This is a genomic window from Bordetella genomosp. 8 (genome assembly GCF_002119685.1).
GTDB lineage: Bacteria > Pseudomonadota > Gammaproteobacteria > Burkholderiales > Burkholderiaceae_B > Bordetella_C.
Genome location: NZ_CP021108.1, coordinates 5,494,948 through 5,516,761 on the forward strand (window position 1 = coordinate 5,494,948; position 21,814 = coordinate 5,516,761).

At 66.5% G+C, this 21,814-nt stretch carries 19 protein-coding genes; 11 read left to right on the forward strand and 8 right to left on the reverse strand.

Annotated elements, in window-relative coordinates:
* Positions 1-18 precede the first annotated feature (18 nt).
* The 3 genes from CAL12_RS24830 to CAL12_RS24840 all read left to right on the forward strand — a co-directional run bounded on the left by CAL12_RS24830 (position 19) and on the right by CAL12_RS24840 (position 2,719).
* Positions 19-1,200, forward strand: coding sequence for a ribonucleotide-diphosphate reductase subunit beta (locus tag CAL12_RS24830; RefSeq protein WP_086067042.1), 1,182 nt, complete (start codon positions 19-21; stop codon positions 1,198-1,200).
* 264 nt (positions 1,201-1,464) lie between these two features.
* Positions 1,465-1,968: a histone H1-like DNA-binding protein gene (locus CAL12_RS24835; RefSeq protein WP_086067043.1), complete on the forward strand. Its 504-nt coding sequence runs from the start codon at positions 1,465-1,467 to the stop codon at positions 1,966-1,968.
* Positions 1,969-2,158: 190 nt separating this feature from the next.
* Positions 2,159-2,719, forward strand: coding sequence for a YggT family protein (locus CAL12_RS24840; protein WP_086067044.1), 561 nt, complete (start codon positions 2,159-2,161; stop codon positions 2,717-2,719).
* Positions 2,720-2,820: 101 nt separating this feature from the next.
* On the opposite strand, the gene CAL12_RS24845 is transcribed toward CAL12_RS24840, so the two are convergent.
* From CAL12_RS24845 to CAL12_RS24880, 8 genes are all read right to left on the reverse strand, one after another.
* Positions 2,821-3,252, reverse strand: coding sequence for a glycine zipper 2TM domain-containing protein (locus tag CAL12_RS24845; protein WP_373454503.1), 432 nt, complete (start codon positions 3,250-3,252; stop codon positions 2,821-2,823).
* Between the two features lie 344 nt (positions 3,253-3,596).
* Complete coding sequence (locus CAL12_RS24850) at positions 3,597-4,532, reverse strand: carbohydrate kinase family protein (RefSeq protein ID WP_086067046.1); 936 nt, start codon at positions 4,530-4,532, stop codon at positions 3,597-3,599.
* A gap of 27 nt (positions 4,533-4,559) precedes the next feature.
* Positions 4,560-6,014, reverse strand: coding sequence for a DUF3426 domain-containing protein (locus CAL12_RS24855; protein ID WP_086067047.1), 1,455 nt, complete (start codon positions 6,012-6,014; stop codon positions 4,560-4,562).
* 23 nt (positions 6,015-6,037) lie between these two features.
* Positions 6,038-6,967, reverse strand: coding sequence for a 50S ribosomal protein L11 methyltransferase (gene prmA / locus CAL12_RS24860; RefSeq protein WP_086067048.1), 930 nt, complete (start codon positions 6,965-6,967; stop codon positions 6,038-6,040).
* 134 nt (positions 6,968-7,101) lie between these two features.
* The gene (gene accC, locus CAL12_RS24865; protein WP_086067049.1) at positions 7,102-8,448 is read right to left on the reverse strand and encodes an acetyl-CoA carboxylase biotin carboxylase subunit; all 1,347 of its coding nucleotides are present in this window, start codon (positions 8,446-8,448) and stop codon (positions 7,102-7,104) included.
* Positions 8,449-8,456: 8 nt separating this feature from the next.
* Entirely contained in the window at positions 8,457-8,912 is a 456-nt protein-coding gene (accB, locus tag CAL12_RS24870) for an acetyl-CoA carboxylase biotin carboxyl carrier protein (RefSeq protein ID WP_086067050.1), read from the reverse strand.
* Positions 8,913-9,015: 103 nt separating this feature from the next.
* A complete protein-coding gene (gene aroQ, locus CAL12_RS24875; protein WP_086067051.1) occupies positions 9,016-9,450 on the reverse strand; it encodes a type II 3-dehydroquinate dehydratase in 435 nt (144 codons plus the stop codon).
* Positions 9,451-9,649: 199 nt separating this feature from the next.
* Positions 9,650-10,168: a TlpA family protein disulfide reductase gene (locus tag CAL12_RS24880; protein ID WP_086067052.1), complete on the reverse strand. Its 519-nt coding sequence runs from the start codon at positions 10,166-10,168 to the stop codon at positions 9,650-9,652.
* Positions 10,169-10,245: 77 nt separating this feature from the next.
* Here CAL12_RS24880 and mpl point away from each other — a divergent pair, with 77 nt between their 5' ends.
* The 8 genes from mpl (at position 10,246) to CAL12_RS24920 (ending at position 21,752) form a co-directional block, all read left to right on the forward strand.
* On the forward strand, positions 10,246-11,622 hold the full coding sequence (mpl, locus tag CAL12_RS24885) for a UDP-N-acetylmuramate:L-alanyl-gamma-D-glutamyl-meso-diaminopimelate ligase (protein ID WP_086067053.1): 1,377 nt from the start codon (positions 10,246-10,248) through the stop codon (positions 11,620-11,622).
* Positions 11,619-12,239: a YqiA/YcfP family alpha/beta fold hydrolase gene (locus tag CAL12_RS24890; protein WP_086067054.1), complete on the forward strand. Its 621-nt coding sequence runs from the start codon at positions 11,619-11,621 to the stop codon at positions 12,237-12,239. The genes mpl and CAL12_RS24890 overlap by 4 nt, the downstream gene beginning before the upstream one ends.
* Positions 12,240-12,309: 70 nt before the next feature.
* On the forward strand, positions 12,310-14,229 hold the full coding sequence (locus CAL12_RS24895) for a ribonuclease catalytic domain-containing protein (RefSeq protein WP_086068101.1): 1,920 nt from the start codon (positions 12,310-12,312) through the stop codon (positions 14,227-14,229).
* A 50-nt stretch (positions 14,230-14,279) separates the two neighbouring features.
* On the forward strand, positions 14,280-14,951 hold the full coding sequence (locus CAL12_RS24900; protein ID WP_086067055.1) for a response regulator transcription factor: 672 nt from the start codon (positions 14,280-14,282) through the stop codon (positions 14,949-14,951).
* 6 nt (positions 14,952-14,957) lie between these two features.
* On the forward strand, positions 14,958-17,555 hold the full coding sequence (locus tag CAL12_RS24905; RefSeq protein WP_086067056.1) for a sensor histidine kinase: 2,598 nt from the start codon (positions 14,958-14,960) through the stop codon (positions 17,553-17,555).
* A 97-nt stretch (positions 17,556-17,652) separates the two neighbouring features.
* On the forward strand, positions 17,653-18,747 hold the full coding sequence (locus tag CAL12_RS24910) for an ABC transporter substrate-binding protein (protein WP_086067057.1): 1,095 nt from the start codon (positions 17,653-17,655) through the stop codon (positions 18,745-18,747).
* Between the two features lie 154 nt (positions 18,748-18,901).
* Positions 18,902-20,674 carry an ABC transporter permease gene (locus CAL12_RS24915; protein ID WP_086067058.1) on the forward strand — a complete coding sequence of 591 codons (1,773 nt, stop codon included), beginning with the start codon at positions 18,902-18,904 and terminating at the stop codon, positions 20,672-20,674.
* Positions 20,667-21,752, forward strand: a complete 1,086-nt coding sequence (locus CAL12_RS24920; RefSeq protein ID WP_086067059.1) for an ABC transporter ATP-binding protein — start codon at positions 20,667-20,669, stop codon at positions 21,750-21,752. Before CAL12_RS24915 ends, CAL12_RS24920 begins: the two co-directional genes overlap by 8 nt.
* Positions 21,753-21,814 lie beyond the last annotated feature (62 nt).

A 21,814-nucleotide genomic window follows, 5' to 3' on the forward strand; every position in this document is an offset into this window, starting at 1 on the left:
CCGCCCCGGAGAATTCACATGATCAATTGGGAAGACGACAACGTCGCACTGCAACCGGGCCAGCCCGCCGCCAAGCCGGCGGCCGGCATGTCCGTGCGCCCGTCGACGGGCGCCTTCGACGACGCCGCGTTGCCGGCCGCCGTGCCGGCCCAGGCCGCCGGCGCGCAGCCGGACGGCGCCGCCCAGCGCGTCAAGGTTGCCGACAAGCGCATCATCAACGGCCAGACCGACGTCAATCAGCTGGTTCCGTTCAAATACAAGTGGGCCTGGGAAAAGTACCTGGCCACCTGCGCCAACCATTGGATGCCGCAGGAAATCAATATGTCGCGCGACATCGCGCTGTGGAAGAACCCCACCGGGTTGACCGAGGACGAGCGCCGCATCATCAAGCGCAACCTGGGCTTCTTCGTCACGGCCGACTCGCTGGCCGCCAACAACATCGTGCTGGGCACCTACCGGCACATCACGGCCCCCGAATGCCGCCAGTTCCTGCTGCGCCAGGCATTCGAAGAAGCGATCCATACCCACGCTTATCAATACATCGTCGAAAGCCTGGACCTGGACGAATCGGAAATCTTCAATGCCTATAACGAGGTTCCGTCCATCCGCGCCAAGGACGAGTTCCTGATCCCGTTCATCGACGCGATCGCGGACCCGAACTTCCACACCGGCACCCTGGAAGCCGATCAGAAACTCCTGAAGTCGCTGATCGTCTTCGCCTGCCTGATGGAAGGCCTGTTCTTTTATGTCGGGTTTACGCAGATCCTGGCGCTGGGCCGCCAGAACAAGATGACCGGCGCCGCCGAACAGTACATGTACATCCTGCGCGATGAATCCATGCACTGCAATTTCGGCATCGACCTGATCAACACCATCAAGCTCGAGAATCCGCACCTCTGGACGCCCGAGTTCCGCGAAGAAATCCGTGCTCTGTTCGTGAAAGCCGTCGAACTGGAATACGCTTACGCCGAAGACACCATGCCGCGCGGTGTGCTGGGCCTGAATGCGCCGATGTTCAAGTCGTATCTGCGCTTCATCGCCAACCGCCGTTGCCAGCAGATCGGCCTGGAAGCGCTGTTCCCGCAGGAAGAAAACCCCTTCCCGTGGATGGCGGAAATGATCGACCTCAAGAAAGAGCGAAACTTTTTCGAAACTCGAGTCATCGAATATCAAACCGGAGGCACGCTGAGCTGGGAATGAACCGGTCCAGGGTGTCGGAAGCAACGTAGCGATAGGTGACGCGGATGGCCGCGTCGCCTGTCGGCGCCATTTGAAATGGCTCGCGCCATAGGAGCGGGGGCCATATCAAATGGCAGTGCCGCATTCATTAGCGCACATCGAAGTAGCTGCAGCCTGTACGGAGCAGCGGTATGCGCCGATGAATAGCCCGGGCGTCGTTCCGCCAGAAGGCGGGGCGGCGCACGGGTTTAAGTTCTGGGACCCCTGAACCTAAGGAGCAATGCCATGGCAACTGCCAAGAAGGCCGCCAAGAAGGCGGTTAAGAAAGCCACAGCCAAAAAAGCTGTGAAGAAGGCCCCGGCCAAGAAAGCCGCGGTGAAGAAGACCGCCGTCAAGAAGGTCGCCGCCAAGAAGGCCGTCAAGAAAGTCGCTGCCAAAAAAGTAGCGAAGAAGGCCGTCAAGAAGGCACCGGCCAAGAAAGTAGCAAAGAAGGCGGTCAAGAAGGTTGCTGCCAAAAAGGCCCCGGCCAAGAAAGCCGCGACCAAGAAAGTAGCAACCAAGAAGGTCGCCAAGAAGGCTGCCAAGAAAGCGCCCGCCAAGAAAGCGGCCGCCAAAAAGGCGCCTGCGAAAAAGGCGGCTGCCAAGAAGCCTGCTGCCAAAAAGCCTGCCGCAAAGAAGGCTGCCGCCAAGAAGCCGGCCACGCCGCCTTCGACCGCTGCCGCCCCGGGCGCGAAGACCGCGCTGAATCCGGCGGCGTCGTGGCCCTTCCCGACGGGTGGCCGTCCCTAAGGTGCCTGCGGACCATACGGTCCATATGGATCGTACGGTCCGCCAGGTCCTTGGCGCAGCACCGTAGTACCGAAGCCGCCTGGCCTGGCCAGGCGGCTTTTTGACGTCCGCGACTCAGGTCACGACATCATGCGACAATTGGCCTGCCGTAAGACCCCTTTCATATTTCTTTCCAACAAAGCAGGCGGCCATGTTCGGCGATATCTCCCGTTTTTTGCTTGATACGCTCTTCACGCTTTTCGGTGCCGCGCTGATCGCGCGGGCCTGGATGCACGCGGTGCGCATGCATCCCTTCAATCCCATCGCGCGGTTCATTTACCAGGTCACCAATTGGCTGGTGAACCCTTTGCGGCGCATCCTGCCGTCGCGCGGCGCCGTGGACTGGGCAGCGCTGATCGCGGCGTGGTTGACGGCGCTGGTCTACCTGCTGCTGATGTGGGTGACGTCGCTGGGAATGATCATCCCGCTTTCCGCGCTACCGATAGCGCTGGGGATTTCCTTCCTGACGGTGGTCAAGTGGGTGTTCAACCTGATCGTCTGGGTGACGTTGGCGCAGGCCATCCTGTCGTGGGTGAACCCGGGCGCGCCGCTGATGCCGGTACTGCAAGCGATGACGGATCCCCTGCTCGATCCGATCCGGCGCATCCTGCAGCGCACGCCCATCGACTTTTCGCCGCTGGTCCTGCTGGTGCTGGCGCAGGTGGCACTGATGGTGATCACGCGCATTACGTACGCGGCGTTCGGGCTCTAGGCTGCCAGAGGCGGACCCGCCAGGCGGGCCCGCTGGCGCGCCAGCTGCGCGCGCCAGTTGCACGCGCCATCGAAGGCGCGGCGTGCATGCCGCGCCTTGCCTTACATCGGCGTAATGCGAGTCGGGCCGTTGCCGCTGATGACCTGCACACGCTGGCCCACGCTGATGGGCACGTCCGCTTCCTGCGTCACGACGCGGGTTTCGCCGTTATCCAAGCGCACGGTGATTTCCAGGCCGGAGGTCGTGCCGACACGGTTTTCCACCATATTGCCCGCCAGTGCGCCCAGGATGGCGCCGCCCACGGTGGCGATGGTGCGGCCGCTGCCGCCGCCGATCGCGTTACCGGCCACGCCGCCCAGCGCGCCGCCGGCGAGCAGGCCAGCGCCGCTGGATTTGTCGTTCTGGATGGTGACCGGACGCACGCCGGTGACCACGCCGGTGCGGACGATCTGTTCGCGCTGGGCCTGGTCATAGCTGTAGACGGCGCTGGAGGCGCTGCGATTGGCGCAGCCCGACACCAACGCGACGGACATGGCGACCGCGCCGATAGCGACCCAACGAGCCGTGCGCGAGCCGCGAACCCGCGCGAGACTGTAGGAAACGGAAGGAACGGTATTGTTCATAATAGTGCGGGCTCCTGTTCGGTATATACCAGCGTTACGGATGATACTCCCCGCCCTTCGGGCCAGACTGCCGAAATTACGCAGCGGGAAATACGTTGCAACGTCTGTTTTAGCTTAGTCCGTCGCGACGTCCGCAAGTTTCAGGCCGCGCCGTTTTTCACGATTTTTCATTGTTGCGGCGCTGCGCCGATCCCGGGGGGAACGGGCAGCCGAAAAACCCGCGGCCGGCCGCGTCGTCCCCCGCCGACGGCGCGTCAGAGCTGGACGCCGTACGCTTGTTGCAGCAACTTACCAATTTCGTCGCGCGTAGGCTGGTGGTTTTGCGGACCGCGCGACGCGATCTTGATGGCGCCCATGACGTTCGCCAGCTTGCAGCTGTCCAGCCAGCTCCACCCGCTGGTCAGGCCGTACAGCAGACCGGCCCGATGCGCGTCGCCGCAGCCGGTGGGGTCCACGACGGCTTGCGCGCGTACCGGCTCGATCTTGTGTTCCGCGCCTTCGGTCCAGAGGGAAGCGCCTTCCGCGCCGCGCGTCACCACGACGGCACGCAGGCCGCGGGCCAGTTCGGCGATCGTCTTGCCGGTGCGCTGCTCCACGATGCTGGCTTCATAGTCGTTGACGGTCATCGCCTGCGCCATACCCAGCATGCGTTGCAGGTCCGCGCCGTCGAACAGGGGCATCGCCTGGCCCAGGTCGAATATGAAAGGAATGCCGGCCGCCTTCAGGCGTTCCGCATGGGCGAACATGCCTTCCTTGGCGTCGGGCGCGACGATGGCCCATTGCGCCGGCGTGCCGCTCAGATCGTTTTGCGCCGAGAACGACATCGCGCCAGGGTGAAACGCCGCGATCTGGTTGTCTTCCAGATCGGTGGTGATGAAGCATTGCGCCGTGAAGGTCTGGGGGATGACCTTGACCAGGCGGGTATCGATGCCCAGGCCGGACAGGCGTTGCAGATAGTCGCCAGCGTCCTCGCCGACGGTGGCCACCGGAACGGGATTGCCGCCCAGCAGCTTGAGGTTGTAGGCGATGTTGCCCGAGCACCCGCCGAATTCCTTGCGCATCGAAGGCGTCAGGAACGAAACGCTGAGCGCGTGGATGCGGTCGGGCAGGATGTGTTCCTTGAAACGGCCTTCGAACACGGCGATGGTGTCGAACGCCATGGAACCGCACACCAGAACCGGAGCTGCCATGATGGGAAATCCTTTAATCCAGAGAAGTCAGGGGAAGAATTTGTCGAGCTGGTAGCCGTTCACGTGCAGGCCGTTGACCTGCAGCGGCACGGCCAGGCTGAGCTCGCCGCCGGCGGGGAACGGACCCTGCGTACCGGGCGGCAGATAGTTTTCGGGCAGCAGGACCTTGCGCACTACCACGGTGTCCGACAGGTCGGTCAATTGCAGCACCAGCCCCGGCCAGGGTTGCGGCTTGTCGAAGCGGTTGCGCAGGGTGACACGCAGCGTCAACCGCATGACGCCGTCTTCCGAGGCAACGCCGCTCTGCGGCTGCAGGGAAGACGCGGTGATCGATATACGTTCCAGGCGCCGCGCATAACCGACCTGGCAACCCACCTGGCGGCAGAGGGCTTCCATGGCGGGCCGCAGCGCCGGCATGGACGTCGCGATCGGCGTGCGGTAGATATACAGGCATTGCAGCGCCAGCACGAGCAGCGCGACCAGGACGCCGGCCAGCCAGACCCGGGAAAGCAGCGTACGGCGCCGCTGCACTTCTTCGTCCATGAAGACGGGCGGCGCCATGCCGGCATCGGTCAGGTCGTCGTAGCGCGTGCGGGACTCGCCAGGAATGGAGACGAAGTCGGGATCGTCTTCCTCCACGGCATCGCGGTCGGCATAGATGGGGAAGCGGTTGCCGCGCGGGACGTCGCGGGCGGGGGGCGGCGCGTCGTCGATGTCGTCCTGGCGATAGGGGCCGGGGCGGACGCGCGCGTACGGTTGGCGGTCGTCGATCGTGCGGTCGTCGTCATTGTCGTAAGCGACGTCATCACCGTCGTCGACGTCGTCGACGTCATCCGCGTGACGATAGGACGTCGGCGTCTCGATCGGGGGAACGAACGACGATCCGTACGACGATCCATATGATGGCCCGATCGATGGCTCGGCTGGCGGCTCGATCCGCGGCACGTGGGCGGCGCCGGGCGGCACATAAGGCGCGAGCACCGGTTCGCGCGGATCGGATGCGAGGCCGCGCGCGCTATCGCGGCCGCGCAGCACGGCGGCCGCCGCGACAGGCACGGCAGGCACCGCAGGCGCGGCAGGCACCGCAGGCGCGGCAGGCGGCATGTGCGAGGCCGGCGGCACTGGCGCCGCGGTGGACGTGGGTACCAAAGGACCGACGGGCGCGGGCTGATGCCGCGGCGGCGCGTAGGGCCGAGGCGACTGGGCTGGTTCGGCCGGGACCTGGACCGACAATACGGGGGAGGCTTCGGCAGGCAGTTGCACCGGCGTGTCGGCGCGGTGCGTGTCGGCGCGGGGCGTGTCGGCGCGCGGCATTGGCCGGGGCAAGGCGCCTTCCGCCGCCTGGCCATCCACCGCGCAGGCCAGGCCGTCGAATACGCGCGCGCAGACGCCGCAGCGCACCAGCCCATTGCGCACGCGCAATTGATCCGCGACCACCTTGAAGGCGGTGCCGCAATGCGGGCAGCGGGTGGTCATGGCCATGTGCGCTACCGTCCGTGTCGTCGTCAGGCCTTGCGTCCGTGCAGGCACACCCATCCATCGCGCTCGCGCCAGACGGACATGGGCAGCCAGCGCGCATAGACGGCGCAGACCTCTTCGGCCTGCCGCGCCAGCACGCCGGAAAGCACCAGCGCCCCGCCGGCGGCGACACGGCCGCACAGCATGGGGGCGAGCACCTTCAGGGGATTGGACAGAATGTTGGCCACGACGACGTCGCTTGCGCCGTCGCCCAGTTCGTCGGGCAGCATGGCCTGCAGCTCCACGCGATTGACGCGGGCGTTCTCGCGCGTGGCGATGACGGCCTGTTCGTCGATATCGACTGCCCAGGTGCGGCCCGCGCCCAGCTTGCGGGCCGCGATGGCCAGGATGCCGGAGCCGCAGCCGTAGTCCAGCACCGTGGCGCCGGCGGGCAGCTGGGCTTCCAGCCAGGCCAGGCAAAGATGGGTGGTGGGATGGCTGCCAGTGCCGAACGCCAGGCCCGGGTCCAGCTCGATATGGATGTCGCCGCCCTGCTCTTCCTGGCGGCCCAGGCCGGGGACTTCAGGATCGTCGCGGTGCCAGCTGGGAACGATCCAGATGCGGTCGGCGATATGGATGGGGCCGAATTGCTGCTGGGTCAGGCGGACCCAGTCGGCGTCCGGCACGTCGCGCAGCGACCATGCGGCCAGGGCGGCGGCATAATCCGCGCCCAGTTCGGCGCCGACGCTTTCGATGATCTGCGCGGGATCGGCCCCGTCGGGCAGCAGTGCCACCACGCGGTTGCGCTCCCAGGCCTGGACCGATGGTTCGGTGCCGGGCTCGCCGAACAGCGGCTGTTCCGCGTCGGTGTCGCGGTCGGCGTCTTCCACCGAGACCGACAGCACGCCGGCGTCCAGCAACGCATCGGACAAGGCCTCGGCCTGCGTCTCCGAAGAATGGAGCACCAGCTCACGCATGAAAGGATCTTCCGTCTGAGGTATTCAGTGACTGCGGGGACGTACCGGCCGGCCACGCCGTGCCGCCGTTGGCCGTATTGTACGTTCCCCGCGCGCCGCCTTTCGGTCGCGCAAGCCCCAGGCCCGCCGGGCGGTCAGGGGCGCTGGGCCAGCTTCTGTTCCAGGTAGTGGATGCTGGTGCCGCCTTCGATGAAGCGCGCATCCTGCAGCATTTCCCGGTGCAGGGGAATGTTGGTGGAAATGCCTTCCACCACCATTTCCGACAGGGCGATCCGCATGCGCGCCAGCGATTGCTCCCGCGTATCGCCATAGGTGATGACCTTGGCGATCATGGAGTCGTAGTTGGGCGGCACGAAGTAGCCATTGAACGCGTGCGAATCGATGCGCACGCCCGGCCCGCCCGGCGTATGCCAGTTGGTGATGCGGCCGGGACTGGGCACGAATCGGAACGGGTCCTCGGCATTGATGCGGCATTCGATGGCGTGGCCTTTCAGGACCACGTCGCGCTGGCGCAGCATGAACTTTTCGCCGGCGGCGATGCGGATCTGCTGCTGGACCAGATCGATGCCGGTGATCAGTTCGGTGACCGGGTGTTCCACCTGGATGCGCGTGTTCATTTCGATGAAATAGAACTCGCCGTTCTCGTACAGGAATTCGAAGGTGCCAGCCCCCCGGTAGCCGATCTTGCGGCAGGCGTCGGCGCAACGGTCGCCGATGCGTTCGATGAGCCGCCGGGCGATGCCGGGAGCGGGTGCTTCTTCGATGACCTTCTGGTGGCGGCGCTGCATGGAACAGTCACGCTCGCCCAGCCAGATGGCGTTGCGACCGCCGTCGGCCAGCACCTGGATTTCGATATGGCGCGGGTTCTCGAGGAACTTCTCCATATAGACTTCCGGGTTGTTGAAGGCCGCGCCCGCTTCGGAACGCGTCATGGTGACGGCATTGATCAGCGCGGCTTCGGTATAGACCACGCGCATGCCGCGGCCGCCGCCGCCACCCGCCGCCTTGATGATGACGGGGTAGCCGACTTCACGCGCGATGCGCATGATTTCCTGGGGATTGTCGGGCAACGCGCCTTCCGAACCGGGCACCACCGGCACGCCGGCCTCGATCATGGCGCGCTTGGCGCTGACCTTGTCGCCCATGAGCCGGATGGAATCCGGCCGCGGACCGATGAAGACGAAACCGCTTTTCTCGACGCGCTCGGCGAAGTCGGCGTTTTCCGACAGGAATCCGTATCCCGGGTGGATCGCTTCCGCGTCGGTGACTTCCGCCGCGGAAATGATGGCCGGCATGTTCAGGTAGCTTTCGCGCGACGGCGGCGGCCCGATGCATACCGACTCGTCGGCCAGGCGGACGTATTTGGCGTCGCGATCCGCTTCGGAATGCACGACCACGGTCTTGATGCCCAGCTCGCGGCACGCGCGCTGTATGCGCAGGGCGATCTCGCCGCGATTGGCAATCAGTATTTTTTCGAACATGGGAACGATCAGCCGATGACGAACAGGGGTTGGCCGTACTCGACGGGCTCGCCGTTTTCGACCAGGATTTCCTTGATGACGCCGGACTTGTCGGCCTCGATCTCATTCAGAAGCTTCATGGCTTCGATGATGCACAGCGGATCGCCTTCCTTGACCGACTGCCCGACTTCCACGAAAGGCGCGGCGCCGGGATTGGGCGAACGGTAGAACGTGCCCACCATGGGAGCCTTGACCACATGGCCCTGCACCGCGGGCGCGGGCGCCGGGGCGGCCCCGGCGGGCGCGGCGGCGGGGGCGGCCTGCGGCGCGGGCGCGGATTCCTGCACGTGGTGGTAGGCGACCGGCTGCACCGTCTGCGAGAACTTGACGATGCGGACCTTGCCTTCGCCCTCGGTGATCTCAAGTTCGGCGATGCCGGACTCCGCCACCAGGTCGATCAAGGTCTTGAGTTTTCGGAGATCCATATAAGTGCTTCCCGGAATGTTGACGACGGCCGGCCGTGCTGCCGCGCCGTATTGGATATCTGGTTTGAGGAGACAGGGGAAAACCGGTGGAACGATGCCGCGATCAGTGACGCGCCGCGTAGCGGACAGCGGCTTCGTAGCCATCGGGCCCGAGCCCGGAAATCAGTCCAACCGCGAGGTCGGACAGATAGGAGTGGTGCCGGAATGGCTCGCGCTTATACAAGTTGGACAAATGTACTTCAATAAACGGGATGGACACGGCCGCCAGCGCGTCGCGCACCGCCACGCTGGTATGGGTGTAGGCCGCGGCGTTGATGACGATGAAATCCGTGCCGTCTTCACGGGCGGCCTGGATGCGCTCCACGAGGGCGCCTTCGTGGTTGGTTTGCCAGGCCGTCAGCGACACCCCCAGGTCCGCCGCCAGGGCGGCCAGGCCGTCGTTGATCTGCGCCAAGGTGAGGCTGCCGTAGATACCCGGTTCGCGGGTACCCAGCAGATTCAGATTGGGGCCGTGCAGGACCAGTATGCGTTGCGCCATTGCTGCCAGACTGGAAGACCGGCGCGGCCGCGCCGCAGCGCCGCCTGATGTATGCCGGGGTGAATCGGAAACGGACGGCCGTGGCCGCCCGCACAACGTCCGCGATCATGACCAGCCGGTTACGCCAGCAAGCCTTTTGTCGCGAAAACCTCGAATAGCCCCGCTTTTTACGACAATTTCGTCTATTTGTCTATTGAGGTTACGCCGCGCCCGCACCGAGCATACGATCGAGCTCGGCCATATCGACGGGACCGAGGATCTGCTTCCTAATTCCGCCATCTGCGTCTAAAACCAGTGTATACGGCAGGCCGCCAGGATCGTTACCCAGCTTGCGCATGAGGTCGATGCTGCCCGGCCCGGTCACCAGCAGGGGGTAGGAGACCGGCACTTTAGACACAAATTTAACGACGTTCGCCGCCGTATCCACCGCAAGCCCCAGGAAGGTCACCTGCGGATGCCGCTTGTGCAGCGCATCGAATTCCGGCATTTCCTTGACGCAGGGCGGGCACCACGTCGCCCAGAAGTTGACCACGAGCGGCTTGCCTTTCCATTGGGCCAGGGGCTGTGGCCTGCCCTGCAGATCGGGATAGGTCTGGGCCAGCAGCCCGGCGCTGGCGTCGGCGGGCGAGGCGGCCGATGCGGCGGCGGCCAAGCCGCCCGACAGGCCACTCGACAGGCCGCCCAGCAGCAGCGTACGGAGAACAGTGCGTCGTTTCATCGTGTCATCTTACCGCCGGTCGGCGACCGGCTGGCGTCCGATCGAGCATCTACAATGCCGGCAGGAGAAAACAGCACATGCATCTGCACATTCTAGGCATCTGCGGCACCTTCATGGGGGGCCTGGCGCTGATCGCGCGCGCAGGCGGCCACCGTGTCACCGGCTGCGACGCAGGCGTCTATCCGCCCATGAGCACCCAGTTGGCGGAACAGGGGATCGAACTGATGGAAGGCTACGGCGCGGACCAGCTGGCGTTGCGCCCGGACCTTTATGTCATCGGCAATGTGGTCTCGCGCGGCAACCCCTTGATGGAAGCCATCCTGGATACGGGCGCGCCTTATGTATCCGGACCGCAGTGGCTGGGGGATCATGTGCTGGCGGGCCAGCACGTCCTGGCCGTGGCTGGCACGCATGGCAAGACGACGACCAGCGCCATGCTGGCCTGGATACTGGAACATGCGGGGATGCGGCCGAACTTCCTGGTGGGCGGCGTCGCGCAGGACTTCCAGGTGTCCGCCCGCTACGACCCGGCGCGCAAGCTGTTCGTGATCGAGGCCGACGAATACGACACGGCCTTTTTCGACAAGCGCTCCAAGTTCGTCCATTACCGGCCGCGCACCGCCATCCTGAACAACCTGGAATACGACCACGCCGACATCTTCCCCGATCTGGCGGCCATCGAAACCCAATTCCACCACCTGGTGCGCACCATCCCGGGCAAGGGCCGGATCGTTTTGCCTACCGGCTCGGCGGCGCTGGACCGTGTGCTGGCGCGCGGCTGCTGGTCCGAAACCGTGCGGTTCGGCGACGATGGCGAATGGCAGGCCGGCGAGGCCGACACCGACGGCGCCTTCGCCGTATCCCGGGGTGGCGACGCGATCGGGACCGTCCGGTGGCGCCTGCTCGGCGAGCACAACCGGCTCAACGCGCTCGCGGCCATCGCTGCCGCCGAGCACGCGGGAGTGGCACCGGGCGACGCCATACAGGCGCTGTCGCTGTTTGCCGGCGTCAAACGGCGCATGGAGCTGCGCGGCACCGCGCGCGGCGTCGCGGTGTACGACGATTTCGCCCACCATCCGACCGCCATCGAAACCACGCTTGCGGGCCTGCGCCGGCGCGTGGGCGATGCACGCATCCTGGCCGTGCTGGAGCCGCGCTCCAATACGATGAAGCTGGGCACCATGGCGGAACGGCTGCCCGGCGCGCTGCAGGCGGCCGACCGGGTGTTCTGCTTCGGTTCGAAGGCCGGCAAGCATGCGCTGGGCTGGGATCCGGCACGCGTGCTGGCCCCGCTGGGCGACCGCGCGGCGGCCTATGACGACCTGGACGCCATGGTGGCCGCCATCGCGCGCACCGCGCAGGCCGGCGACCACATACTCATAATGAGCAATGGCGGGTTTGGCGGCATACACGGCAAACTGCTGGATGCGCTGACTTCCCCGGAGCGCCCATGATTCTCTACCTGCATGGCTTTCGGTCATCGCCGACTTCCTACAAGGCTCGCCTGATGGCGGCCGAAATGGCGCGGCGCGGGCTGTCGGCCGATTGGCGCTGTCCGCAACTGCCTCCCAGTCCTGGCGAAGCGGTGGAGCTCGCCATGGCACTGGCGCGCGAGCAACTGGGCGAATTGGCGCGGCGAGGCCAGCGCTCGCCGCGCGCGCTGACGCTGATCGGCTCGTCGCTGGGCGGCTATTACGCCGCCTGGATGGCGGAACAGCTCGACTGCAAGGCGGTACTGCTGAACCCCGCGGTGTACGCGCCGCGCGACCTGGCCACGCAGGTGGGCCGCCAGAGTATGTATCATTCGGGCGCGCCGTTCGACTTCCGTCCGGAATACGTGGATGAACTGGCCGCGCTGGAAGTGGCCCGGCCGACCCGCCTGGAACGCTATTTCCTGATCGCGGCCACGGGGGACGAAGTACTCGACTGGCGCGAAATGCGGGACTGGTACGCCGGCTGCCGGCAGCACATCGTCGAAGGCAGCGACCATGGGCTGTCCGATTTCGCCGCCCTGATGCCGGAAGTACTCGATTTCGCGCTGGACAATTCTCCGAACGGCGACCAGCCCTGACCCAATAACTATTCAGCAGTATTGCGCGCAGGCGGCGCAGCCGCGCCCCGCGCCCCAGATGGACCTCGCCATGCACGTGTTTTACGAAGACGACGGCCAGTTCAAGGCCGGACATATCCTTTCCGAAGCGGACGCCAGCCTGCAGGTGGAATCCGAATCGGGCAAGCGCAGCAAGATCAAGCGGGCCAACGCGATATTCACCTTCTCCGCGCCGGAGCCGGCGGAATTGCTGCGCCAGGCCGAAGCGGCGGCCGAGGACATCGACCTGCAGTTCCTGTGGGAATGCGCCCCCCAGGAGGAATTCGACTCGCCCGCGCTGGCGGCGGACTATTACGGGCACGCGCCCTCGCCCACGGAACAGGCGGCGCTGCTGCTGCGCCTGCACAGCGCACCGGCCTACTTCCACCGGCGCGGCAAGGGCCGCTACCGCCCCGCGCCGCCGGACATCCTGGCGGCCGCGCTGGCCGCCCTGGAAAAGAAGCAGAAGCAGGCGGCCCAGCAACAGCAATGGGTGGACGATATGGTGGCCGGACGGCTGCCGGAGGAAATCGCCGCCATGGCCGAGGCGCTGGCGGTGCGGCCGGACAAGAACACCATGCAGTGGAAGGCGCTGGAAAGCGCCTGCTCGCGGCTGTCGAAGAGCCCCGACCGGCTGCTGCTGGACCTGGGCGCCTTCCCCAACGCGCTGGCGCTGCACAAGCGCCGCTTCCTGGCGCAGTATTTTCCGCGCGGCACCGGGTTCCCGGAGGTACAGATCCCGCCGTCGGATCGCGAGCTGCCGCTGGCCGATGCGGAAATCTATTCCGTCGACGACGTGACGACCACCGAGATCGACGACGCCCTGTCGGTATCGGTACTCCCGGACGACACGGTGCGCGTGGGCATCCACGTGGCGGCGCCGGGCCTGACGGTGACGCGCGGCAGCGAGCTGGACAAGCTGGCGCGCGCGCGCCTGTCCACGGTCTATATGCCGGGCGACAAGATACCGATGCAGCCGGACGCCGTCATCCAGGCCTTTTCGCTGGACGCGGGACGCGAGGTGCCCGCCCTGTCGCTGTACGTGACCGCGAATCCCGCGACCGGTGAAATCCTGGCGTCCGAAAGCCGGATCGAACGCATCGTGGTGAAGGAAAACCTGCGCCACAACCTGCTGGACGAAGCCGTCAGCGAGGCCGCGCTGGCCGACCCCCAGTCCGCCCTGCCCTACGCCGAATGGCTGCGGCCGCTGTGGCGGCTGGCGCAAGCCCTGTCCGCCAAACGCGACGAGGTGCGCGGCAAGCCGGAAAACAATAGCCGTGTCGAATACAGCTATTACGTCGACGGCAACCCTGACGACCCCGAAACGCCCGTGCGGCTGGTGCCGCGCAAGCGCAACGCCCCGCTGGACCGCATGGTGGCGGAATACATGATCCTGGCGAACAATCTATGGGGCGGCCTGCTCGCCCAGCACGGCGTGCCGGGGATCTACCGTTCGCAGCAGGCCGGACGGGTGCGCATGAGCACCCAGCCGCTGCCGCACGAGGCCATCGGCGTGCCCCAGTACGCCTGGAGCACGTCGCCGCTGCGCCGCTACGTGGATCTGGTGAACCAGTGGCAGCTGATCGCGGCGGTGGACAACGGCGTATCGGCGCGCCTGGTGGCGCCCTTCAAGCCGCGCGATGCCGACCTGTTCGCCATCATTGGCGCCTTCGACGCGCAATACGCGGCCTGGGGCGAGTTCCAGAACACCATGGAACGGTATTGGTGCCTGCGCTGGTTGGCCCAGCAGGGGATCACGCGGACCACGGCCAGCGTACTGCGCGACGACCTGGTGCGGTTGAACAACGCGCCTTTGGTGACGCGGGTGGGCGGCCTGCCGTCCCTGGCGCGCGGCGCGCAGGTGGAAATCGACCTGCTGGACCGCGACGAGCTGACGCTCGAAGTGGAATGCCGCTTCGTCGGCGAACTGGCCGCGACGGCCGCCGAAGAAGGCGCGGCCGAAACCGAATAACGCCGCGGCGCCCATGCCGCGACACCGGCCCGATGCGGGAGGGAACAAGCATGCGGATACTGCTGATCGAAGACAATCCCGACCTGGGCGACGCGATCGAAAGCAAGTTGCGCGCTTCGGGCCATAGCGTGCAATGGGTGCAGGACGGCGAAACGGCGCTGCAATGGAGCCGCCACGAGGAATGGGACGCGCTGGTGCTGGACATCATGCTGCCCGGCAAAAGCGGCTTCGACGTGATCCGCGAACTGCGCGCATCGGGCATCGAGGCCCCGGTGCTGGTGGTGACGGCCCGCGCGGAAATCGAGGACAAGATCGACATGCTGGACCTGGGTGCCGACGACTACCTGGTCAAGCCCTTCGACCTGCGCGAGCTGGAAGCCCGCCTGCGCGCGCTGCTGCGCCGGCCGGCCGGCCGCACCACCAGCGTGGCGGTGCACGGCAACCTGACGCTGGACGTGGCCGGGCGCACGGCGCATATCGGCGGCGTGCCGGTCACGCTGGGACGGCGTGAATTCCGCCTGCTGGAGATCCTGCTGGATCGCATGGGCAGTACCGTGGGCAAGGAAAGGCTGATGAGCCAGCTGTTCGATCTGGAAGATGTCTTGCCCAACGCACTGGAACTGCTGGTGTCGCGGCTGCGGCGCAAGATCACCGGGGCGACGGTCGATATCGTCACGGTGCGCGGCGTGGGATACCAGGCGCGCATCCACGAAGCTTCGTAGCGGCGCATGGATACGAGCGCGACGACGCGGGCCGAGGGAATCACGCTGGGCGCGGCGTCCTCCATACGCGGACGCGTGTTCGCCATGGGCTGCCTGCTGCTGCTGTGCGCTTCCATCGCCGTGAGCCTGTTCCTGCGCGATTACGCCCACCGCGCGGCCGACCGGGCCTTCGACCGCCTGCTGGCGGCGTCCGCGCTGACCATCGCCGGATCGGTGCAGATCGACGACAACGACGTGACCGCCGAGCCGCCGTTTTCTTCGCTGGCCATGCTGTCGGGCAACGACCGCGTGTTCTACAGCGTGCGCAATGCCAGCGGCAGGCCCGTTACCGGCTACGACGACCTGGCGCCCGGGCTGCCGCTGGCGCGGTCGGCGTCGCCGGTGTTTTCGGACGCGGTCTATCACGACGAATCGATACGCATCGCGACGGTCGGCAGGCTGATCTCCGCCGGGCGGCACGCGGGCTGGGTGACCATCCGCGTGGCTGAGACGCGCGACTCGCGCGATGCGCTGGCGGCGGAAATCCTGAACCGCAGCGCCCTGCCCCTGCTGGTGGTCGTACCAGTGGCGTTGGCGTTGCTGTGGTTCGGCATCCAGCGCGCCTTCGCGCCGCTGGCCCTGATCGAACGCTCGCTGCGCGCCCGCGCGCCTGATGACCTGACGCCGCTGGAAGCGCCGGTGCCGCGCGAGGTGCGAGGCCTGGCCGAGGCGCTCAACGGCTTCATGCGCCGCTTGAGCGGCATCATGTCGTCGCTGAACAATCTGGTGGCGGACGCGGCGCACCAGGTGCGCACGCCGCTGGCGTCATTGCGCGCGCAGGCCGAAGTGGCGATGGACGAAACCGACCCCGAGCGGCTGCGCGCCCGCGTTGCGCGGATCCACCAGAACGCGACGCACGCCAGCCAGTTGATCAACCAGCTGCTGATGGATGCGACCATCACGCATCGGCTGGGCATGCGCGGCCACGAGTCCGTGGGCATTGCGGAAACCGTGAACGAAACGCGGCGCCGCATCGGTCCGCTGGACGCGCAGCGCCTGCGGATTTTCATCGCGCCCGAAGTGCGGCGCGCGCGCGTGGTGGGCGACCGCGTGGCCTTGCGCGAGATGCTGCGCAACCTGGTGGACAACGCCTTGCGTTATGCGCCGGATGGCCCGGTGGAAATCCAGGCCACGCCGGTCGCTGGCTACCGGGTGGCGCTGACGGTCAACGATTGCGGGCCGGGCATCGCCGACGACGAAAAGGATGCGGTGCAACAGCGCTTCACGCGCGGCCGCGACGTGACGGGCACGCCGGGATCCGGATTGGGCCTGGCAATCGCCAAGACGGTGGCCGAAGCGCACGGCGGCGCCTTGTGGCTGCAGGACCGTGCGGGAGGCGGCCTGTCGGCGCGCGTGGTGCTGCCGCGCGCGCGGCCGGTGTATCCGCGTTTGCTGCTGGCGGCGGGCATGGTGATGGCCAGCCTGGCCGCGCTCCCGCCACAGCCTGTCCGTGCGCAAGCCATCGCTTCTGACGCGGCCAGCAGTGCGGCACGGAGCGCGACGGAACGGATACCGGCCGCGCGTGGCGCGGCGGCACCGTCGACGGTGACCCGGTTTCCCGCCCCGCAGCCGCCTGGCCGCCTGCTGGTCATCGCGGGCACCACGGATACGCCCGCCGCCGCGCCGGTCATCGTGGCGTTCCAGGCCAGCCAGCCGGACGTGACGATCGAGTATCGGGAAATGGGCAGCCGCGAGCTCTACGAGGCCACCGTCGCGGGACGGCTGGGCGACGCCGACATACTGATCAGCTCGGCGGCCGACCTGCAGATCCGGCTGGCCAACGACGGCTACGCGATGCGCTACGACGCACCCGGCGCCGACCGCCTGCCGCCCTGGGCGGTGTGGCGCGACGAAGTGTTCGGCTTCGCATTCGAGCCCGCCGTCATCGTCTACAACCCGCGCCGTTTCAACGAAGGCACCGTGCCGCGTTCGCGGCAGGAGCTGCTGCGCCTGCTGGAGAGCGATCGCGCGCGACTGCACGGACGCGTGGGCACCTACGACATCAGTCGCAGCAGCGTGGGGCAGCTGTTGGCCGAGGAAGACGAGCAGGTGTCGTCCAACTTCTGGGGCCTGACGAACGCCCTGGGCCAGGTCGGCGCGCGGCTCAGCGTCACCACGGCCGGCATCCTGGACGCCATCGAGAACGACGAACTGGACATCGGCTACAACGTGCTGGGTTCCTACGCCCTGGCCCGCCAGGCGGCGGGACGCCGCATAGGCGTGGTCTTTCCGCAGGATTACGTGCTGGTGCTGCCGCGCTCGGCCATGATCGCCCGCCACGCGCCGCAGCCCGCGCTGGGTCGCGCCTTCATCGATTGGCTGCTGTCGGCGGCGGGGCAGAACGAACTCGCGAACGTAAGCGGCCTGGGCCCCATGGTGGACGAAGGCGGCGCCGGCCGCGGCGGCGACGCCGTGCTGGCGCGCTCGTCGGGCATCGTCCAGCCGGTCGTCCTTGGCCCGGCGCTGCTGGTGGGCCTGGACCGCCAGCGCAACGCGCGCTTCGTGCAGAACTGGACGCGCCTGGTGACCGATACGCCGGCCTTGGGCAGGACGCCGCCGCCCTGACCGCCGCGCCATGACAGGACGGCGACAGCATGCGGCCACTAAGATGCCGCCACACTGGCGCCGTCCAGTACGACTATTCCAAATGGAGAAGACAACCATGCTAGTCCCGTCACGCCTGGCGGTGGCCTGCGCCGCCGCTTTTTCCCTGACCGCCGCGTCCGCGCTGGCGCAGACCCCCACGGGCTACCCCTCCGATTACCAGAAGATCATCGACGGCGCCAAGAAAGAAGGCACGGTGGTGATTTATTCGACCACGGACACCAAGACGGCCGATCCCATCATCAAGGGCTTCGAAGCCGCCTACCCGGGCGTCAAGGTCGAATACAACGACATGAACAGCACGGAGCTCTACAACCGCTACATCAGCGAACAGGCTTCGGGCGGCAACAGCGGCGACGTCGTGTGGAGTTCGTCCATGGATTCGGCGCTGCAGCTGGCCAAGGACTACGCCCTGCAATACAAGTCGCCGGAAGAAGGCAAGCTGCCTTCCTGGGCCGTGTGGAAGGACACCGCCTACGGCACCACCTACGAACCCGCGGTCTTCATCTACAACAAGCGCCTGATCCCGCAGGGAGACGTTCCCAAAACGCACGGCGACCTGGCCAAGCTGGTGGCCGCGCAGACCGACAAGTTCAAGAACAAGGTCACCACCTACGACATCGAGAAATCCGCCGTTGGCTTCATGCTGGCGGTGCAGGACAAGATGAACGACCCGCACTACTTCGACACGCTGCGCGATACCGCCAAGGGCGGCCTGGTGGTGCAGTCGTCGACCGGCACGATGATGGAGCGGGTGTCGTCCGGCGAAAACCTGATCGGCTACAACATCCTGGGTTCCTATGCGGAAGCGCGGGCCCGCAAGGACGAATCGCTGGGCATCGTCTATCCGACCGACTACACGCTGGTGCTGTCGCGCGTGGCCTTCATCAGCAAGAAATCCAAGCACCGCAACGCCGCCAAGCTGTGGCTGGATTACCTGCTGTCGCAGAAGGGCCAGGACCTGGTGGCCAACAAGGCCGACATGGCGTCGATCCGCGACGACATCCCGGGCGACAACGACGTCGACGGCATGACCAAGAAGCTGGGCAAGGCGCTCAAGCCCATCCCCGTGAACGAAACGCTGCTGGACTACCTGCAGCAGAAGAAGCGCCTCGAATTCATCAACGACTGGCGCAAGGCGGCGGGCAAGTAAACCCGCGCACGAAGGAACGGTCGGCGCGCGTGCCGAAGTGAAGCGCGCGCCGGGTGGGGCGGCGAGGCCATAAGCACTGCCGCCCCGCCCCCGCCGTGCCTGGAACTTACGCGCCGGCATCCGGCGCACCGCGTTCGCAACCCGGGACATCACCATGCAGACATTGCGCTCCAGATGGCAGTCATTGCCGCGCGGCGTAGTGGTATTGATCACCGCACTGGCCATTTACGTGCCGCTGTCGCTGATCGTGTACCAGAGCTTCCTGTCCGCGCCTTTCTTCTCGCCATCGAAAGAAGTCGGCCTGGATGCCTTCCGTTTCATCTTCGACGATCCGGATTTCTACAAGGCCCTGGTCAGCGGCCTGATCCTGGCGTTCGGCCTGTTCATCATCGCGGTGCCGCTGGGCGGCATGCTGGCTTTCCTGCTGGTACGCACCGACCTCCCGGGGCGCAACTGGATCCAGCCGCTGATCCTGGTGCCGGTGTTCGTATCGCCGATGGTGCTGGGTTTCGGCTATGTGGTGGCGGCCGGCCCGGTGGGCTTTTTCTCCATCTGGGCGAAGGAACTGCTGGGCTTCGTGCCGTGGAACGTCTATTCCATGACCAGCATCGTCATCATCGCCGGCCTGACCCACGTGCCGCACGCCTATCTGTACATTTCGTCGGCGCTGCGCAGCATGGGTTCGGACGTGGAGGAAGCGGCGCGCGTCACCGGCGCATCGCCCCTGCGCGTAATGATGTCGGTCAGCCTGCCCATGGTGCGGCCGGCATTGCTGTACGCGTCGGTGCTGCTGTTCTTCCTGGGCCTGGAGGTCTTCGGCCTGGTGCTGGTGCTGGGCGATCCGGAAGGCAACCTGGTGCTGGCCACCTACCTGTACAAGCTGACCAATAAACTGGGCACGCCGTCGTACCACCTGATGGCCGCGGTGGCCGTGGTGCTGATCTGCATCACGATCCCGCTGGTGGCGCTGCAGCGGCGCCTGATGCGCACCGCCAACCGTTTCGTGACCGTGAAGGGCAAGGCCTCGCGTGCGCGGCCGCTGCCGCTGGGCAAATGGCGCGGCATTGCCAGCGCGGTGGTGTGGCTGTGGCTGATCGTCGCGATCTTCGTGCCGCTCGCCGGCGTGGTGCTGCGCGCCTTCGTCTCCAATTGGGGCATGGGCGTCTCGCTGCTGGACGTGCTGTCGCTGGACGCCTTCCGCTCGGTGTGGGGCCAACCCAACCTGCTGCGCGCCATCGTCAATTCGGTCGCGATCGGGGTGTTCGGCGGCGCGCTGGCGGTCGTGTGCTACACCTTCATCGGCCTGGCCATGCACCGCAAGCAGGACCACGTGACGCGCTTCCTGGACTACAGCGTGCTGGTCCCCCGCGCCGTGCCGGGCCTGCTGGCCGGCCTGGCTTTCCTGTGGGTGTTCCTGTTCGTGCCGCTGTGGCTGGACAACGCCCTGGACGAAGGCGGGCTGCTGCACTTCCTGCCCTACGCCGACTGGCTGCGCGAGAACTTTGTGGAATGGCTGCGCTCGATCCGCAGCACCATCTTCAGCGTGTGGCTGGCCTACACCGTGGTGTGGATGGCCTATGGCCTGCGCCTGATCTCGTCGACGCTGCTGCAGGTCGGCCCGGAACTCGAGGAAGCCGCGCGCAGTGCCGGCGCGCGCCGGGGCCAGGTGACGCGCCACGTCACCGTCCCGCTCGCGCGCTACGGGCTGATCGGCTCCTGGCTGCTGATGTTCCTGATCTTCGAGCGCGAGTATTCCACCGGCGTCTACCTGCTGTCGCCCGGCACGGAAACCATAGGCTCCATGCTGGTCTCGCTATGGGCGGCGGGCGCCATCGACATCGTGGCGGCGCTTTCCTTCATCAATATCGCGCTGGTCGTGGTCGGCCTGGGCATCGCCCTGCGATTCGGAGTGAAACTTCATGATTGAACTATCCGTTGACGACCTGCACCTGGACTACGGCGACAATCCGGTCCTGAAAGGCGTATCGATGGCCCTGAAGCAGGGCGAAGTCGTATCCCTGCTGGGCCCGTCGGGCAGCGGCAAGACGACGCTGCTGCGTGCCGTGGCCGGCCTGGAAGCGCCCAAGCGCGGCAAGATCGCCATCGGCGAACGCCTGGTCTACGACGGCGCGGCGCGCCGCGAAGTGCCGGCCGAAGAGCGCAACCTGGGCCTGGTGTTCCAGTCCTACGCGCTGTGGCCGCATAAAACGGTGTTCGACAACGTCGCCTATCCCCTGCAGCTGCGCCGCACGTCCGCCGCGGAAACCCGCCAGCGCGTGCAGGAAGTGCTGGACCAGCTGGGCCTGGGACACCTGGCGCAGCGCCATCCGCACCAGTTGTCGGGCGGCCAGCAGCAACGCGTGGCCATCGGGCGCGCGCTGGTTTACAACCCGCCGGTCATACTCCTGGATGAACCCTTGTCCAACCTGGATGCCAAGCTGCGCGAGGAAGCCCGCGCCTTCCTGCGCGAACTGATCGTGCGGCTGGGCCTGTCGGCGCTGATGGTGACGCATGACCAGAGCGAAGCGATGGCGATCTCCGACCGCATCCTGCTGCTGAACAACGGGCGTATCGAACAACAGGGCACGCCGCAGGAAATGTACGGCTCGCCCGCCACCCTGTTCGCCGCCGAGTTCATGGGCACCAACAACCGCCTGAACGGCCGCGTCGTCGAAGTGCGCGATGGCGAAGCCAGGCTGGAAGGCCAGGGCTGGGCGCTATGGGGCCGGGCCGGCGCGGGGGTGCAGGAAGGCCAGGAGGCCGTCGGCGTGATCCGCGTGGAAAGCGTGCGGCTGGGCGAGGAAGCGCAAGGCAACCACGTCGACATGCGGCTGATGACCAGCATGTACCTGGGCGATCGCTGGGAATACGTTTTCCGTCCTCCCGGAGAAGAATCGGTCAGCGCCATGGCGCTGCGCGCCTACGGCCAGGAACACCGGGCGCCGGGCGCGCACAGGCTGGCCCTGCCGCCATCCCGGCTGTGGATTTTTCCGCGCCAGGCATAGGAAGCGCGCGGCACGGCGGCGCTGCCGTGCAACCCGACTAAAATGCCCGGGTGCAAGACGAT

Coding starts and splice junctions, on each gene's coding strand:
- mpl (WP_086067053.1), top strand. CDS start 10,246: ATGCATCTGCACATTCTAGGCATCTGCGGCACCTTCATGGGGGGCCTG.
- CAL12_RS24900 (WP_086067055.1), top strand. CDS start 14,280: ATGCGGATACTGCTGATCGAAGACAATCCCGACCTGGGCGACGCGATC.
- CAL12_RS24880 (WP_086067052.1), bottom strand. CDS start 10,168: ATGAAACGACGCACTGTTCTCCGTACGCTGCTGCTGGGCGGCCTGTCG.
- CAL12_RS24855 (WP_086067047.1), bottom strand. CDS start 6,014: ATGGCCATGACCACCCGCTGCCCGCATTGCGGCACCGCCTTCAAGGTG.
- CAL12_RS24850 (WP_086067046.1), bottom strand. CDS start 4,532: ATGGCAGCTCCGGTTCTGGTGTGCGGTTCCATGGCGTTCGACACCATC.
- CAL12_RS24910 (WP_086067057.1), top strand. CDS start 17,653: ATGCTAGTCCCGTCACGCCTGGCGGTGGCCTGCGCCGCCGCTTTTTCC.
- accC (WP_086067049.1), bottom strand. CDS start 8,448: ATGTTCGAAAAAATACTGATTGCCAATCGCGGCGAGATCGCCCTGCGC.
- CAL12_RS24830 (WP_086067042.1), top strand. CDS start 19: ATGATCAATTGGGAAGACGACAACGTCGCACTGCAACCGGGCCAGCCC.
- CAL12_RS24890 (WP_086067054.1), top strand. CDS start 11,619: ATGATTCTCTACCTGCATGGCTTTCGGTCATCGCCGACTTCCTACAAG.
- CAL12_RS24840 (WP_086067044.1), top strand. CDS start 2,159: ATGTTCGGCGATATCTCCCGTTTTTTGCTTGATACGCTCTTCACGCTT.
- CAL12_RS24905 (WP_086067056.1), top strand. CDS start 14,958: ATGGATACGAGCGCGACGACGCGGGCCGAGGGAATCACGCTGGGCGCG.
- CAL12_RS24835 (WP_086067043.1), top strand. CDS start 1,465: ATGGCAACTGCCAAGAAGGCCGCCAAGAAGGCGGTTAAGAAAGCCACA.
- accB (WP_086067050.1), bottom strand. CDS start 8,912: ATGGATCTCCGAAAACTCAAGACCTTGATCGACCTGGTGGCGGAGTCC.
- aroQ (WP_086067051.1), bottom strand. CDS start 9,450: ATGGCGCAACGCATACTGGTCCTGCACGGCCCCAATCTGAATCTGCTG.
- CAL12_RS24920 (WP_086067059.1), top strand. CDS start 20,667: ATGATTGAACTATCCGTTGACGACCTGCACCTGGACTACGGCGACAAT.
- CAL12_RS24915 (WP_086067058.1), top strand. CDS start 18,902: ATGCAGACATTGCGCTCCAGATGGCAGTCATTGCCGCGCGGCGTAGTG.
- prmA (WP_086067048.1), bottom strand. CDS start 6,967: ATGCGTGAGCTGGTGCTCCATTCTTCGGAGACGCAGGCCGAGGCCTTG.
- CAL12_RS24845 (WP_373454503.1), bottom strand. CDS start 3,252: ATGTCCGTCGCGTTGGTGTCGGGCTGCGCCAATCGCAGCGCCTCCAGC.
- CAL12_RS24895 (WP_086068101.1), top strand. CDS start 12,310: ATGCACGTGTTTTACGAAGACGACGGCCAGTTCAAGGCCGGACATATC.